The sequence below is a fragment of the Coriobacteriia bacterium genome (assembly GCA_034370385.1).
Taxonomy (GTDB): domain Bacteria; phylum Actinomycetota; class Coriobacteriia; order Anaerosomatales; family PHET01; genus JAXMKZ01.
This window is the reverse complement of record JAXMKZ010000059.1, coordinates 166,917-182,049: the sequence shown is the minus strand read 5'-3', so window position 1 is coordinate 182,049 and position 15,133 is coordinate 166,917. Positions and strand designations below refer to the sequence as shown.

General features: G+C 65.5%; 12 protein-coding genes and 1 tRNA gene. 11 read left to right on the top strand and 2 right to left on the bottom strand.

Annotated features, from left to right (window positions below):
- The first annotated feature begins 25 nt into the window (after nucleotides 1-25).
- Complete coding sequence (locus tag U1E26_12495) at nucleotides 26-835, top strand: TIGR00730 family Rossman fold protein (GenBank protein ID MDZ4170451.1); 810 nt, start codon at nucleotides 26-28, stop codon at nucleotides 833-835.
- Nucleotides 836-844: 9 nt separating this feature from the next.
- Here the strand turns inward: U1E26_12495 and U1E26_12490 are convergent, their stop codons facing one another.
- Nucleotides 845-2,908, bottom strand: a complete 2,064-nt coding sequence (locus U1E26_12490; GenBank protein MDZ4170450.1) for an ATP-dependent helicase — start codon at nucleotides 2,906-2,908, stop codon at nucleotides 845-847.
- A 152-nt stretch (nucleotides 2,909-3,060) separates the two neighbouring features.
- Between U1E26_12490 and U1E26_12485 the strand changes: the two genes are divergently transcribed.
- The 3 genes from U1E26_12485 to U1E26_12475 are packed head-to-tail and all read left to right on the top strand — an operon-like array spanning nucleotide 3,061 to nucleotide 6,533.
- Nucleotides 3,061-4,374, top strand: coding sequence for a L,D-transpeptidase family protein (locus U1E26_12485; protein ID MDZ4170449.1), 1,314 nt, complete (start codon nucleotides 3,061-3,063; stop codon nucleotides 4,372-4,374).
- Nucleotides 4,367-5,236 carry an SDR family oxidoreductase gene (locus U1E26_12480; GenBank protein ID MDZ4170448.1) on the top strand — a complete coding sequence of 290 codons (870 nt, stop codon included), beginning with the start codon at nucleotides 4,367-4,369 and terminating at the stop codon, nucleotides 5,234-5,236. Before U1E26_12485 ends, U1E26_12480 begins: the two co-directional genes overlap by 8 nt.
- A gap of 4 nt (nucleotides 5,237-5,240) precedes the next feature.
- On the top strand, nucleotides 5,241-6,533 hold the full coding sequence (locus tag U1E26_12475; protein ID MDZ4170447.1) for an MFS transporter: 1,293 nt from the start codon (nucleotides 5,241-5,243) through the stop codon (nucleotides 6,531-6,533).
- Between the two features lie 17 nt (nucleotides 6,534-6,550).
- Here U1E26_12475 and U1E26_12470 read toward each other — a convergent pair.
- A tRNA-Leu gene (locus U1E26_12470) sits at nucleotides 6,551-6,636 on the bottom strand.
- A 189-nt stretch (nucleotides 6,637-6,825) separates the two neighbouring features.
- Between U1E26_12470 and U1E26_12465 the strand changes: the two genes are divergently transcribed.
- From U1E26_12465 to U1E26_12435, 7 genes are all read left to right on the top strand, one after another.
- Nucleotides 6,826-8,241: a histidine kinase N-terminal domain-containing protein gene (locus tag U1E26_12465; GenBank protein MDZ4170446.1), complete on the top strand. Its 1,416-nt coding sequence runs from the start codon at nucleotides 6,826-6,828 to the stop codon at nucleotides 8,239-8,241.
- A gap of 18 nt (nucleotides 8,242-8,259) precedes the next feature.
- Nucleotides 8,260-8,835, top strand: coding sequence for a response regulator (locus U1E26_12460; protein MDZ4170445.1), 576 nt, complete (start codon nucleotides 8,260-8,262; stop codon nucleotides 8,833-8,835).
- The gene (locus tag U1E26_12455) at nucleotides 8,832-9,467 is read left to right on the top strand and encodes a LysE family transporter (GenBank protein ID MDZ4170444.1); all 636 of its coding nucleotides are present in this window, start codon (nucleotides 8,832-8,834) and stop codon (nucleotides 9,465-9,467) included. The genes U1E26_12460 and U1E26_12455 overlap by 4 nt, the downstream gene beginning before the upstream one ends.
- 263 nt (nucleotides 9,468-9,730) lie before the next feature.
- Nucleotides 9,731-11,086: a heterodisulfide reductase-related iron-sulfur binding cluster gene (locus tag U1E26_12450; protein MDZ4170443.1), complete on the top strand. Its 1,356-nt coding sequence runs from the start codon at nucleotides 9,731-9,733 to the stop codon at nucleotides 11,084-11,086.
- A 139-nt stretch (nucleotides 11,087-11,225) separates the two neighbouring features.
- Nucleotides 11,226-12,365 carry a glutamine amidotransferase family protein gene (locus U1E26_12445; GenBank protein ID MDZ4170442.1) on the top strand — a complete coding sequence of 380 codons (1,140 nt, stop codon included), beginning with the start codon at nucleotides 11,226-11,228 and terminating at the stop codon, nucleotides 12,363-12,365.
- A 2-nt stretch (nucleotides 12,366-12,367) separates the two neighbouring features.
- Nucleotides 12,368-13,879: a glutamate synthase-related protein gene (locus tag U1E26_12440; GenBank protein ID MDZ4170441.1), complete on the top strand. Its 1,512-nt coding sequence runs from the start codon at nucleotides 12,368-12,370 to the stop codon at nucleotides 13,877-13,879.
- A gap of 13 nt (nucleotides 13,880-13,892) precedes the next feature.
- Nucleotides 13,893-14,711, top strand: coding sequence for a hypothetical protein (locus U1E26_12435; protein MDZ4170440.1), 819 nt, complete (start codon nucleotides 13,893-13,895; stop codon nucleotides 14,709-14,711).
- Nucleotides 14,712-15,133 lie beyond the last annotated feature (422 nt).

The window sequence follows — 15,133 nt, the reverse complement described above, 5'->3', positions numbered from 1 at the left end:
CTGTCAGACCGAAGGGAGGCATGCCGTGACTGAGGACCCGAATCCCGGCGCCGAGCAGGTGGACGAGCGCCACGACCCGGATCGGCCGCCGGAAGAGCCCCCCGTCTCCAGGCACCACGACCCGGCCCGGCGTCGGCCTTCGCTTCTCGATCAAGTTTCCGGTGTCGAGGCCGCGTTTCTCCAAGGCGAGCAGGCACACCACGACGATCTTGAGAGCGCGGTTCGCTACTTCCTCGAGTTCCTGCGCGGATTCGAGTTCATGCAGATGGACCGTCCCTGCGTGACGGTCTTCGGGTCGGCACGCTTCAAGGAGGGCCACCGGTACTACGAGCAGGCCCGCGAGCTCGGTGCGCATCTGGCGGGTCACGGGTATGCGGTCATGACCGGTGGTGGGCCGGGCATCATGGAGGCGGCCAACCGGGGCTGCAAGGAGGCCGGCGGTCTGTCGATCGGCTGCAACATCATGCTGCCGCACGAGCAGGACCCCAACCCGTATCTTGACCGCTACATGGAGTTCGAGCACTTCTTCGTTCGCAAGGTGATGCTGGTCAAGTACTCGTGCGCCTTCGCCGTCATGCCCGGCGGCTTCGGCACCCTCGATGAGGTGTTCGAGACGATCACCCTGATGCAGACTGAGAAGATCGACAGCTTCCCGGTGGTGCTCGTCGGCGGCGAGTTTTGGCGTCAGATGCGGGGGTTCTTCGACCGCGTGCTTGTCAGCGCGGGGACGATCAACCGCGAGGACCTCGCACTGCTGGGCTTCGCCGACAGCGTCGAAGATGCGTGCGCCTATATCCGGTCACATCCGCGCGGTTGCGAGCGCGGCGACTTCTGAGCTGGTGCGTTACTCCCACAGGCGTCGCACTGCGCTCCGTGGGTCGATGGCCGCGGCCGGGGACATCGGCTTGTCGGGCGCTGGCGTGTCGGACGACGCTTGCTCCTCGACGAAGAGCGGCGCCACGCGCTCGGTTACGAATCGCGTGCGTTGCGCGTATCCGTGCACGTCGGTGGCCGGGTTTCCTGCTTTGTAGTAGCGCAAGGGGTGCGTCACGTACAGGTGGCGCCGCGCTCGCGTGCACGCCACGTAGAAGAGGCGCCGCTCCTCTTCGATCTCGTCGGCGGATCCCGTGGCCATATCCGAGGGGATGTTGCCGTCTGCGGCGTGCATCACGTAGACCACATCGAACTCGAGCCCCTTGGCTGAGTGCATCGTCGAGAGCACGAGCCAGTCCTCGTCGAGCAGCGGTGGCCCCGCAAGGTCACTTGTCCACGCCGGGGGATCAACAGCCAACTCTGCGAGCAGTGACGCCCGATCGGGGGAGCGGCCGGCGATGTTCTCGATCTGCTCGAGATCGGCGAGCCGGGCCAAGGCGTTGTCGTAGCGCAGCTCCACGAGCGGCGCGAGCACCGTGCGCACCGCATGCACCTGGGCCGGGACTTCGCCATCCGAGCCAGCCAGCCCCCGGAGCACGCCGACGAGTGCGGGCCAGATACCGGACGCGGCCTCGGGCACATCCGCGGTCACCCACGCCTCGAAATCGCCCTCAGCACTGTCGAGGCGGGACACGAGGGACGAGGCCGTCTTCGGCCCGATGCCGGGAACCAACGAAAGCACGCGGAGCGCAGCGGTCGAGTCGCGTGGGTTCTGGGCGATACGCAAGAAGGACACGAGGTCCTTCACGTGCGCCATCTCCACGAAACGCAGCCCTCCGTACTTTCGGTAGGGAATCGATCGCCGGGACAGCTCCAGCTCCAGGTCGGCCGCATGATGCTGGGCACGGAAGAGGATGGCTTGACCCGAGAGGGGTGTCCCCTGTTCGCGATGCTCGAGCACTCGGTCGGCGATCCACCTGGTCTGTTCGGCCTCATCGCGGCAGGTGAGCAGCACCGGGCGACCTCCGCCTTCGCGCTCGGTCCACAGGTTCTTTTCATAGCGCTGGGCGGCTTCCGCCATGATCGCGTTGGTGGCGTCGAGGATGGGGCGGGTCGAACGGTGGTTGCGCGTCAGCGTGACGATGTTGGCACGGGGGTATCGCGCGGGGAACTCGAGGATGTTTCTCACCGTGGCTGCGCGAAACGAGTAGATGGCCTGGGCGTCATCCCCCACGCACGTCACGCCCCGGCCGTCCGGTCTCAGCAGTTCCACGATCTGCGCCTGCACCGTGTTGGTGTCCTGGTACTCGTCCACGAGCACGTGATCGAAGCGCTCGCGCACGCGATCGCCCGATGCCGGCTCGGCGAGCAACGCGTGCCAGAACAACAGCAGGTCGTCGTAGTCGAGTACGCGTTGCCGTTCCTTCTCGCACGTGTACGCCTCGAAGAGCGTCGCCAGTCCGCCCTGCGCGTTGCGGCACCACGGGAAGCGGCTGCGCACAACATCGGCGAGCGGCTCGTTGGCGTTGACACAGCGAGAGTAGATGTCGAGGCATGTCGCCTTCTGGGGGAACCGCGATGCGCCGCTTCCCAGCGAGAGCGCCGTGCGGCATCGGTGGATGAGGTCCTCGGCGTCTGAGCGGTCAAGAATCGTGAAGTCGGGTTCGAGTCCGATGTCTCGGGCATGCAACCTGAGCAGCCGCGAACCCACGGAGTGAAACGTGCCGCCCCACACGCGCGACCCAGTGGCCTTGATGCGTTCGTGACCGGAGCGCTCAAGAAGGCCTTCGGCACGGCGGAGCATCTCGCCGGCCGCCCTGCGGGTGAACGTGAGCAGCAGTATGCGTCCCGGTTCGGCACCGCCCGCCACGAGGTGGGCCACGCGGTGCGCCAGCGTCGCGGTCTTGCCGGTGCCGGCGCCGGCGACTATGAGCAGCGGTTCATCGCCCGCGCCCGCCGCCTCGGCCTGCTCGTCCGTGAGGTCTGCATACAGCGTGTGCCGAGGGTCGGCGGGGGTTCCGGGGACGGGCTCCATGGCGAACTCCTGTTCGATGCTGTCGGCCCGACGATAGCATCTCGCCGCAGTCATGTCGAACATATGTTCGCATCGCGAAGAGAATCGGGTGTTCGTGCCATAATCACGAAAGGTGCCTACGAATCAGGCGGTCTGCGAAACGGGAGGGTGCGATGCGTCGCCGAATGGGGATTCTCACAGTCGCGGTGTTGGCAGTGGCGGTCGCCGCAGGCGTGTGGGCGGTGCCTGCGATGGCAAGCGAGAGCGCGAGCGAGACGGTCGGGTCACCGCAGGTGCGCGTCGAAGACGACGATACCCGCATCGTGTTCTCGGGACCGTGGACCTATCGGTGGGAGCAACGCTCATCCGGCTGGAGCCATCGCTCGGCGACCAAGGCGGGCGCGTCGGTCACCATGCGCTTCGAGGGAACGTCGATCTCACTCATCTCGCCGGTCGCGCCTGATCGCGGTATCGCTCGTATCGAGATCGATGGTTCCGAGGTGGCGACGGTCTCCACCTTCGCGCTCCGTGCTGCCAGCAAGGAGGTAGTGTGGACGAGCGGCGAGCTGGCGCCGGGCCCACACACCATCAAGGTCACGCTCACCGGCACGCGCGAGCGCGGCTCCAAAGGCACATGGTTCTCAATCGACGCATTCGACGTGGCGGGTGACGCTTTGGCGCGCGAAGGCAGCGCCGGAGCCTCGCTCCAAGAATCTGACCGGCGCCTGAAGCGCACCGGCCGGTGGACCGCGCGCAGTGCTGCGGCGGCCAGCGGAGGCGCGGCGCGTTCCGCCACCTCACGCGGTGCGACCTATCTGATCAAGTTCAAGGGCACCGCGATCACGTGGACCGGTCGTAAGTATCGGGGTACCGGAAAGGCCGAGGTGCTGCTCGATGGCAAGCGCGTTGCCATCGTCGGTGGCTCGGAAAGCGGCAGCACCGAGCGGCGGGTGCTGTGGGCAGCTTCAGGGCTTGCGAACAAGACGCACACCGTCACGATTCGCGCGCTTGGGCAGCGCAGTTCGGGTGCGGGAACCGGTACCGCCGTCGATGTCGATGCGTTCTATGTGTCCGGCACCCCTCTGCGGGCGGTCACGCCGCCTCCGTTCAGCTACCCGTGGCGCACCTACATCGTCATCGACAAGTCCGATTTCAAGTTGTATTGGGTCCGCAACGGCGAACTCGTCAAGGTCTATCCCATCGCCGTGGGCAAGATCGGCTGGACGACACCGAACGGCACATGGAGAATCGATGCGAAGTACTACTCTTCTGGGGTCTACGGACCTCGCAAGATGCGCATGTTCAAGCAGGTCCGCACGGGTAGCGGCTACCGATACGTGCACACCGCTTACAACATCCACGGCACGAACCAGGAGTGGGTGATCGGCACGCGCGCTTCGCACGGCTGCATCCGCATGTACAACCGTGACGTGCTCGAGCTTTGGCCGCAGGTGCCCATCGGCACGATGGTTGTGACGCGTGACTGAACCCGGTGATCTTGCGGGGAGAACGATCGCAATCACCGGCGCATCGTCAGGCATCGGTCGCGCGGCCGCAGTGGAGTTGGCGCAGCAAGGCGCGCGCGTCGTGCTACTGGTTCGCGACACGGCTCGGGGCGAGACGGTGCGCGAGCAGATCAAGCAGCTGTCCGGCGAAGACGCACGGGTCCGGGTGGTGCAGTGCGACCTATCGTCGTTTGCCAGTGTAGGTACGGCGGCGACCGAGGTGCTCGCCGCCTGTCCTGAGCTTGATGTCCTGGTCAACAACGCCGGCCTCATCGCTTCGGCTCGCCAGCTCACCGCAGATGGGCACGAACTCACCTTTCAGGTGAACCACCTGTCGCACCATCTGCTCACGCGGCTGCTGCGCCCGGCGCTTCAGGCTGCGCAGGGTCGCGTCGTCACCGTCTCAAGCGATGCGCACTACGCCGCATGGCGCGGCCTGCGCTTCGACGACCTGACGCTTGAGCGGCGGTGGTCGCCGTTTGGCGCCTACGCACACTCCAAACTGGCCAACATCATGTTCGCCTACGAGCTCGCCGTGCGGCTTGGCGGTACCGGAGTGACATCCAACGTGATGCACCCGGGTATGGCCAGTACCGGATTCGGCCAAGATGGGTGGGGTGCCAGCGGCCAGTTGTGGGGTAGGTTCGTGCCCAAACTCACCGCACAAGAGGCGGCGGACACGCTCGTGTACCTGTGCGCGGCAACGGATGTCGGCACCACGACCGGTGCCTACTTCTACCGCCGCCGGCCCAAGGGTTCGTCTCCCGTCAGCCGTGACAAGCGCGCGTGGACTCGTCTGTGGGAGCTCTCTGAACACGCGACGTGGACAGGTGGGGAGGAATAGCGGCATGCGCTCGGGACGTTCTGCGCATACGCCGCGCACCGTGACGGTCGCCTATCTGTCTGCAAGCGGGATCTTCGCGCTGGCGATGTCGCTCATATGGGCTACGAATACCATCTACCTGATGCGCGTGGGTGGGCTCGACATCTTTCAGGTGATGCTTGTCAACACCGCCTTCACCGTCTCTCAGCTGCTGTGCGAGGTGCCCACCGGCGTCGTGGCAGACACGATTGGTCGCCGTGCCTCGATCCTGATCGCCATGGGAATGCTGTTCGTATCGACGCTGCTCTATGTGGCGACCCCCGTGATGGGCTGGGGCATGACCGGGTTCGTCGGTGCGAGCATCCTCCTGGGCGTGGGCTACACGTTCCAGACGGGCTCCGTCGAGGCATGGTTGGTCGACGCACTGGACGGGACCGGTTCGACGGTTCCCAAGGAGCAGGTGTTCGCGCGCGGTCAGATAGCCTTCGGAGTGGGCATGCTCTCCGGATCGATCATCGGTGGACTGCTCGGCCAGGTGGATCTGGCGTGGCCGTTCCTTCTCAGGGCGGTCCTGCTCGTGGTCGAGTTTGGCGTGGTCTGGGCATTGGTGTTCGACATCGGGTTCGACAAGCGGCCGCTGACCGCTGCCAACTTTGGCGTTGAGACCCGACGGATCCTTGCCACGGGCGTGCGCTACGGCATGAAGAACCGCGTGGTCAGGCCACTGTTCCTCGTCTCCGGGCTATCGGGACTGTTCTTCATGTTCGCGTTCTACGCCTGGCAGCCCTATGTGCTTGAGCTGCTCGGATACGACTACGTATGGGTTCTCGGTCTGGCTCAGGCCGCCTTCTCGGTCGCGGGCATCGCGGGCAACTCCCTCGTCGGGCGCCTGATGCGAGACGGCGTGAACCGTCGCGACCCCGCGCGCTTCTGTGCGGTTGCCGCGCTCGCGGAGTTCGTTATCGCCGTGGCCATCGCCGGAGTCGGCCTGCTGGCAGCAGAGTCGGGAGTCGTACCGGCAGCCATCGCGCTTGGGCTGTGGGTGGCGTGGGGCGGCGTCTTCGGCGTTTACGGGCCTGTGCGCGCGGCCTACCTCAACGCCCACATACCATCGTCGGAGCGCGCGACCGTACTGTCCGTCGACGCGCTCTTCGCCGACGTCGGTGGCGCGGTGGGACAGCCTGCCCTGGGTTACGTTTCGCATCGGGCGTCGATCTCGGTGGCTTGGCTGATCGGTTCACTGGGTCTGGCAGCCTCAGCGCCTCTGTACCTAGCATCGGGAAGGGCCGCGGCACAAGCAGAAGCGACCCCGGATTAGGGGGCCGCGTGTGCTGATGGTGCCCGGGGTGGGAGTCGAACCCACACGGGGTTTCCCCCAGAGGTTTTTGAGACCTCCGTGTCTGCCATTCCACCACCCGGGCATGAGTGCGACGACGAGTATACCGAATCACCGTGCCGCAGCAGACGAGAGGCACGCGCTTTCAGAGAGGAGCGGTTTGTTGCCGCCGCCTCGATGCCGTATCTTCGAGGGACGGTATGACCGCGCTGCGCCGCGCTCTGACGCTGCACGCGGCACAGAGCGTTCTGTCGGCCTTCGAGGGGGAGCTCAGGTGGATTCGCGTTCTCACGGCGTGAGCGATGATGGCACCCCGCGCCTGAGCGCACATCTTGAGAACGTGGCGGCCAACCTCCAGTTGGTGGCGGACCTCGCGTATGCGGATTTCGCGCTGGCGGCGCCCGATGCTTCGGGTCGACTGGTCGTGGTTGCCGACGCGCGTCCCGCCACAGCCCTTGCGCCCGTTGCGTCCTCCCGCGTGGGTGCGAGGCTCGATGAGCGTGAGGAGCCGGAGGCGTACCACGCGCTTGCGACGGGTCAGCCGGCTGAGAGCGGTCGGCGCCGCGTGGTGCGCGGCATCACGTTTACCACGACCGGCTTTCCGGTCGGCGAGGGCGCATCACCCACAGGGGTACTACTCCGCAACATCGCCGAACAGGTCACGCTCGCCCCGGGGCGCATGGAGACGGCGTTCATGGACGCAGCCGAGGAGCTGGTCGACGTGCTGAGGGCGGCTCCGCTGCTCGACGTGCGTGACTCCTCGGCGTTCTCTACGGTGCGGCGTGCAGGGGATGGCGTGTTGCGGGTGAGTGCCACGGGGCGCGTGAGCTATGCGTCTCCCAACGCCGTCAACATCATGCGGATTGCCGGCGCGGACGGCCGGGTAACCGACATGCAGGCATCCGCGTTGCCCGGCGGCGGATTCGCGATCTCCCCGGTGCTGGGCACGACCGGCGCCATCGCGGTCGAGGCGGAGGTCGTCGACCGCGTGCTGGGCTATCGCAGCATCGCTCTGCCGGACGGCGCCCTCGTGCTGGTCGAGGACCTGACCGAGGCGAGGCGTCGCGATGATGAGATCAAGGTCAAGGAAGCCACCATCCGTGAGGTCCACCATCGCGTGAAGAACAATCTGCAGACGATCGCCTCTCTGCTGCGTATCCAGGCGAGACGTACTCCGAGCGAGGATGCGCGTCACGCACTGGGTGAGGCGATCGAGCGGGTGTCGTCCATGGTGGTCGTGCATGACATGCTCGCCAGCAGCGACGAGGAGCGCGTCGATTTCGCCGAGGCAGCTCGCACGATTGCTGCGCTTGTGGGTCGGGGCCTCTCCGGTGACGACACGCGCGTGCGCCTGCAGGTGAGCGGCTCCACGGGGCAGATCGACGCCCCGCTCGCCACGTCACTCTCTCTCGTGGTCGCCGAACTCGTGCACAACGCCATCGAGCACGGGTTTCCGAATGATCGGCAAGGCGGCGTCGAGGTGACGCTGCGGCGCGGTGGGGACGAACTGGTGCTGACGGTGCGCGACGACGGCGTGGGACTGCCCGACGGCTTCGACCCGGAGTCCTCCGCCAATCTGGGGCTTGCGATCGTTCGCACGGTCATCGAAGACGATCTGCGCGGCACGATCACGTACTCGGGCGTGCGCGGTGCCACGGTGACCGTGCGCGTGCCCGTACGCGACGAGTAGGGGGGACGGTCTAGAAACATGCGTGTGCTCATCGCAGAAGACGAAGCCATCATCCGCATGGACCTGCGCGAGATGCTCGAGGAAGAGGGTCACGAGGTTCTCGGCGAAGCTCGAAACGGTGACGAGGCCGTGGAGCTCGCGCGGCGGCTCGAACCCGACGTCGTCTTCATGGACATCAACATGCCCGGGATGAGCGGCATAGAAGCGGCGCGGATTCTGGGAGATGACCGCGTTGCGCCAGTGGTTATGGTCACCGCGTTCTCCCAATCCGGCTACGTCGAGCAGGCCGCGAGCGCCGGTGCGATGGCCTACGTGGTGAAGCCCTTCTCGCGCGCGGATGTACTGCCTGCGATGCACGTTGCCGTGTCGAGGTTCGCTGAAGCCACGGTCCTGTTGGACGAGGTCTCGGATCTGACCGAGCGGCTTGAGACTCGCAAGGTGGTCGATCGCGCCAAAGGCCTGCTCATGGAGCGCGGCATGACTGAGCCGGAGGCGTTCAAGCGGCTGCAGAAGCTCGCTATGGACAAGCGCAAGTCGCTGCGTGAGATCGCGGAGGCCGTCGTGCTCGCCGAGGAGGCCTCGGCCGAGCTGTGAGCGAAGCCGCCAGCCTCCTTGCGCGCACCTTCGTCATCGGAATCCTTGTAGCAGCGCCTGTCGGTGCGATGGGGGTGCTGTGCATCCAGCGCACGCTTGCGCACGGGTGGCGCGCCGGCACGGCAACCGGGGCCGGCATTGCGACCGCCGATGGCATCTATGCGGCAGTGGCGGCGTTTGGGCTGACGACCCTTTCGGGTGTTCTGGTTGACGCGCAGGTGCCGCTGCGGATCGCCGGGGGGCTCATGCTGGTTTGGCTCGGCTGGCGCGCAATCTCCACGCCGCCTGCTCACGAGGCGGCGCAGGCGCCGGACTCGGCGAGCGTCGTGCGGCTCTACGGCAGCGCGATTGCGCTCACGCTTACGAACCCGATGACGGTGATGGCCTTCGGCGCTGTGTTCGCCAGTGCCGGCCTGGTGGCCGAGCCGACTCTCGCCGGCGCCGGCGTCGCCACACTCGGCGTCATCCTCGGGTCGCTCGCGTGGTGGCTCGGTCTCACCACGACGGTAGCGTTGTTGCGGCACGCCATCAGCGACCGAGCGATCCTGTGGATCAACCGTGGGTCGGGAGTGCTCGTGGCCGCATTCGGCCTCGTGGCGATCGGGGCTGGGGTCACCGGGATCTCCGGCTGACGGACTCTTCGCCATCAAGATCTCGGTCGCCGAGTAGGATCTGCTAGGGGCGTATCGCCGATGCCGTCTTTGGCGGGCCGGTGCCACCGCGTTTCCACTGCGTTTCGCTTGGCGTTGAACCGTGCTACACTCTGGCTCCCGGTACAACGTCGTGCCGGAATCGAAGAGATCGAGCAACGACGCTCGCCTTGAAACCCACGGGTTTCGCGGCGGGCGTTTCGGGTTTCTTCGGGTGCCGTACACACGAAAGGACTGATGGCCGCATGAAGGAGTTCGCAGTCTTCTGGGGGTGCACCATTCCCGCGCGCTTTCCGTTCATCGAGAAGTCAGTGCGTGTCATGTTCGATGACCTGGGTGCTCAGATCCACGAGCTGCCGGGCCACACCTGCTGCCCCGAGGGTACGCTCGTCAAGGCGAACGACCCTGACTCGTTCTTCACCGCCGCAGCGCGTAACCTCGCCATCGTCGAGAAGGCGGGATGGGACCTGGTCACGCCCTGCAACGGCTGCTACTCGACGTTCAAGGAGTGCCAGAGCCACCTCAAGACCCACTGGCGCGAGCGCGACACCATCAACGACCGACTCGCCACTGAAGATCTGCACTACGACGGGACGCTTCAGGTGGTGCACTTCGCCGAGTGGCTGTCGGAGCACATGGGACCCGGGCTCATCGCCAGCAAGGCGAAGAAGCCGTTCTGGGGCATGAACATCGCGGTCCACTACGGCTGTCACCTGCTGCGCCCGCAGCCGGCGGTCAAGTGGGACGACCCGCTGCATCCCACGAAGGTCGAAGCCATCGTCACGGCGCTCGGTGCGACGGTCGTCGACTACCCGACCAAGATGCAGTGCTGCGGCGGCTACCTCGACCGCGTGGGCGAGCGTGAAGGCTCACTGGCGTTCAACCGGCGCAAGCTCTACGACCTCCAGAACCACCAGGTGGATGCGCTCATCACGGTGTGCCCGAGCTGCTTTCAGCAGTTCGACCTCAATCAGGCCGCGCTCCAGCGCGCGAACGAGCCGATCCACATCCCCGTGCTCTACCTGTCCGAACTCATCGGTCTGGCCTACGGGCATTCTCCCGACGAGCTGGGGATGGACATGCACCGCGTCAGCGTGCAGCCGTTCTTGGACAAGTGGGAGGCGCGCAGTGTCGAGAAGTCGCGACTGGCCCAGGACTTCGACGTCTCGCTGCTCAACAAGTGCGACACATGCCGTGCCTGCAAGGACGACTGCCCGGTGTGCAAGGTCGACCCGAAGTTCGACCCGTGCGACATGATCGGACAGCTCGTCAGCGGCGAGATCGACGAGGTGCTCGATGACCCCAACGTCTGGAAGTGCCTGGAGTGCTACACGTGCCTTGAGATGTGTCACTCCGACATCGGCATGGCCGAGACGTTCCGCAAGCTCAAGGAGCTCGCCATCGTGCGCGGTTCGCGCCCGGACTCGATTCCGCAAAGCTACGAGATGTTCATGACCACCGGCACCCTCGGCAAGCCCAAAGAGGGCGCACGCAAGAAGCTGGGGCTCGGCCCACTGCCTCCTACCGGGGGCGATGCGGTCAAGAAGCTGATGGGTTGCGACGCGGTCATCGCGGCGTGTGACTCCGAAGGAGAGGAATAGCATGGCGTACGAACCGCTTCTGGAGCGGATGCCCACGACGAGGCCTGCGGGCTTCTCGGATCGTGAGGGCATCTTCGACCTTGAGCGTCCCGCGTATCGCGAAGAGGCGTCGTTCAAGATTCACGGTGGCTGCGGCCTCATGGGAATCTGTGACGAGTCCGGCACGCTGATGAGCGGCGAGAACGCCATCAAGGCGATGGCCGTGCAGCGCGACCGGGGCAACGGCCTTGGGGGCGGGTTCGCCGGGTACGGCATCTACCCCGAGTTTCCCGATCATTTCTGCTTCCACATGATGTATCACGACGTGAAGGCCAAGGAGGAGGCGGAGGCCCTCTTCGACCGCTACTTCACCGTCGACCTTGCCGAACCGATGCCGACGCGTGCCGTCAAGGGCATCGCGGATGCCCCGTTGCTGTGGCGCTACTTCCTGCAGCCCGACCCGCACAAGCTCGCTGATGCCGAGATGAGCCCGGAGGACTTCGTCGTTCACCTGGTGATGCTCGTCAACTCGAGCGTGGATGGTGCCTTCGTGGCATCGAGCGGCAAGAACATGGGTGCCTTCAAAGGCGTCGGCTACCCGGAAGAGATCGGTCACTACTATCTGCTCGAGGAGTACGAGGGCCACACGTGGGTCGGCCACAACCGTTTCCCGACGAACACCCCCGGCTGGTGGGGCGGGGCGCACCCGTTCACGCTGCTCGACTGGTCCATCGTCCACAACGGCGAGATCTCGAGCTACGGCATCAACTCGCGCTACCTCGAGGCGTTCGGCTACAAGTGCACGCTGGGCACCGACACCGAAGTCGCCGCGTACCTGTTCGACCTCATGCTACGCCGCCATAAGCTGCCGCTGGAGCTTGCATGCAAGGCGCTCGCGAGTCCGCTGTGGAGCGAGATCGACCGCATGCCGGCCGACGAGCAGGCGGTCATGCGCTCGCTGCGCGCCGTCTACGGGCCAGGCATGCTCAACGGCCCCTTCGCGATCGTACTCGGCTTCAACGGCGGCATGGTGGCGCTCAACGATCGCATCAAGCTGCGGCCGCTGGTGGCGGCCCGCCAGGGTTCCATCGTCATGGTCGCCTCGGAGGAGAGCGCGATGCGCGAGGTCCTCGACGCGCCCGACGACGTCTGGGCACCCAAGGCCGGTGAGCCGGTCATCGCCCGCGTGGCGACCGCCGAGTGGCCGATCCATGGGGACCTGCATCTGTCCGCACAGGAGGTGTCGTGCGCCGTCACCGGCGTCGACGTCTGCGAACTTGAGACCGTCGAGGTGAACTAGCCATGCCCACGAGCCTCATCCAGCCCGAGTTCCGGGTCGATATCGACTACAACAAGTGCCACAAGTGCGGCCGCTGCGTGCAGCAGTGCGGCTGGGGCGTGTACAACTTCAACGAGCGCCCCATACCCGATGACAGCAAGTGCCGCGCATGCCACCGGTGTGTCACGTACTGCCCGGCGCACTGCATCACCATCAAGAAGAACGACCTTGCGCTGCGCGAGAATGCGAACTGGTCGCCCAGCCTGCGCAAGGCCGTTTGGCGCCAGGCGGAGAGCGGCGGCGTCATGCTCACCGGCATGGGCAACGACAAGCCGTATCAGAGCATCTTCGACCATCTCGTCCTTGACGCATGCCAGGTCACGAACCCTTCCATCGACCCGCTTCGCGAGCCGATGGAGTTGCGCACGTACCTGGGCCGCAAGCCCGACTCGGTGGAGGTCGTCTCCGACGGCAACGGCGGCTTTCGTCTTGCCGAAGGCGCGGGCATGGGCAAGAACATCAAGCTCGATACGCCGATGATCTTCTCGCCGATGAGCTACGGCTCGGTCTCGCTCAACGTACACAAGTCGCTGGCGATGGCTGCGGAGCGACTCGGCATTCTCATGAACACCGGCGAGGGTGGACTTCACGCTGACCTGTACCCCTATCAAGACAACGTCATCGTGCAGGTCGCCTCGGGACGTTTCGGCGTAAGCCCGGAGTACCTGCAGCGGGGCGCGGCTATCGAGATCAAGGTCGGCCAGGGCGCCAAACCCGGCATCGGCGGTCACCTACCCGGCGAGAAGATCAACAAGGAAGTCTCTACCACCCGCATGATTCCGCAGGGGTCAGACGCGATCAGCCCGGCGCCTCACCATGACATCTACTCCATCGAGGACCTGCGTCAGCTCATCTACTCGCTCAAAGAGGCCTCCGGCTACAAGCCGGTCGGCGTGAAGATCGCCGCGGTGCACAACGTGGCCGCCATCGCCAGCGGCATCGTGCGGGCGGGTGCCGACTACGTCTACCTCGACGGCTTCAAGGGCGGCACCGGTGCTGCGCCGCAGATCATCCGCGACCACATCGGCATCCCCATCGAGATCGCCATCGCCGTGGTGGACCAGCGCCTGCGCGACGAGGGTATCCGCAACCAGGCGTCGATCATCGCCGCCGGTTCGATCCGATCGTCTGCGGACATGGCCAAGGCGATTGCGCTCGGTGCCGATGTCGTGGCCATCGGCTCGGCAGCGCTCATGGCGCTCGGCTGCCACATGTGCCAGGGCTGCCACACCGGGAGCTGTAGCTGGGGCCTCACGACGCAGAAGCCCGAACTGACCCGTCGCGTGGATCCCGAGTGGGGTGCCGAGCGGCTCACCAACCTCGTCAACGCCTGGAGCCACGAGCTCCAAGAGATCCTCGGTGCGCTGGGTGTCAATGCCGTGGAGTCGCTGCGCGGAAGCCGTGAGCGCCTGCGCGCCATCGGGCTCGACGCGCAGACCTGCGAGATCATCGGCGTCAAGCCGGCTGGAATGTAGGGGAGGAGACACCATGACTACAGCTACCGTGAAGGGCCCGATCGAGGGCTACCTACAGATCGAGCCGACTGTCGCCGTCGATGGTGACACCGCCACGATCGAGTGTCAGAGCGTCTACTACAAGTTCGTCAACGAGGCTATCCGGCGGTGCTTCGCCGACGGCGTCAAGATCGTGAAGCTGATGAACGTCAACGGACAGCGCTACATAGGCACGGGAATCAAGGGCAAGGATCTGCGCATCGAGGTGCACGGCACCCCGGGGCAGGACATGGCGATGCTGATGGACGGCCCGACCGTGGAGGTGTTCGGCAACGCGCAGGATGGCGTCGGCAACACCATGAATGCGGGCACCGTCATCGTGCATGGCTCGGCCGGTGACGTTCTGGGCTACGGCATGCGCGGCGGACGCGTCTTCATCAAGGGCGACGTCGGTTACCGCGTGGGCATTCACATGAAGGCGTTCGAGGATCTGCGACCCACGATGATCTGCGGTGGCAAAGCGCGCGACTTCTTCGGCGAGTACATGGCCGGCGGCCTGCTCATCCTTCTCGGCATGCACTCACGGCTCGAAGGTCCGCTGGTGGGAGGGTACGTCGGCACCGGCATGCACGGCGGCGAGATAATCCTGCGCGGCGAGGTGGAGAGCTGGCAGGTTGGCAAGGAGTGCGGCATCTTCACGATGACCGACGAGGAGCTGGCTGAGCTCAAGCCGCTGCTGGAGGAGTACTGCTCGGCCGTCGGATTCGATGTCGACGAGGTGCTGTCGGTACCGTTCACGCGGCTCGTGCCCATCTCGCACCGGCCGTACGGGAAGATGTACACGTACGTGTAGACGATTCATCCATCGCCACGCCTGATTGGCCGTTTCGTATCGTCAACGGTTGCATCTGGTTGGGACGAAACGGACAGAGGGCGCGGCGATTCCATCGTCTCGTAGTGCGCGAAGGCCGCCTCTTGGGGCGGCCTTCTGCGTTCGGGGCGAAACCGAAACAACTCCGAACCACAAACCCCGCATCTTGCTGCGAACGACGTAGGGCTCCTCTATGAAGAATCCTTGACGTTCTCTATAGCGCGCGTACATAATTACGGTTGCGCGAGCGTACTTAACACTCGTTCGGCAGCGTGTGCGGTTGACCGCTCACCTTTGGCGAGCAGAAACCGCAGTGCGTCCATCCTCTCGCGCACATACTGTCCGAACGTGCTGGGGGCGGCACGGTGGATTGCGCGCGAGCGCGGTCCCGTACCGAGCGGGGG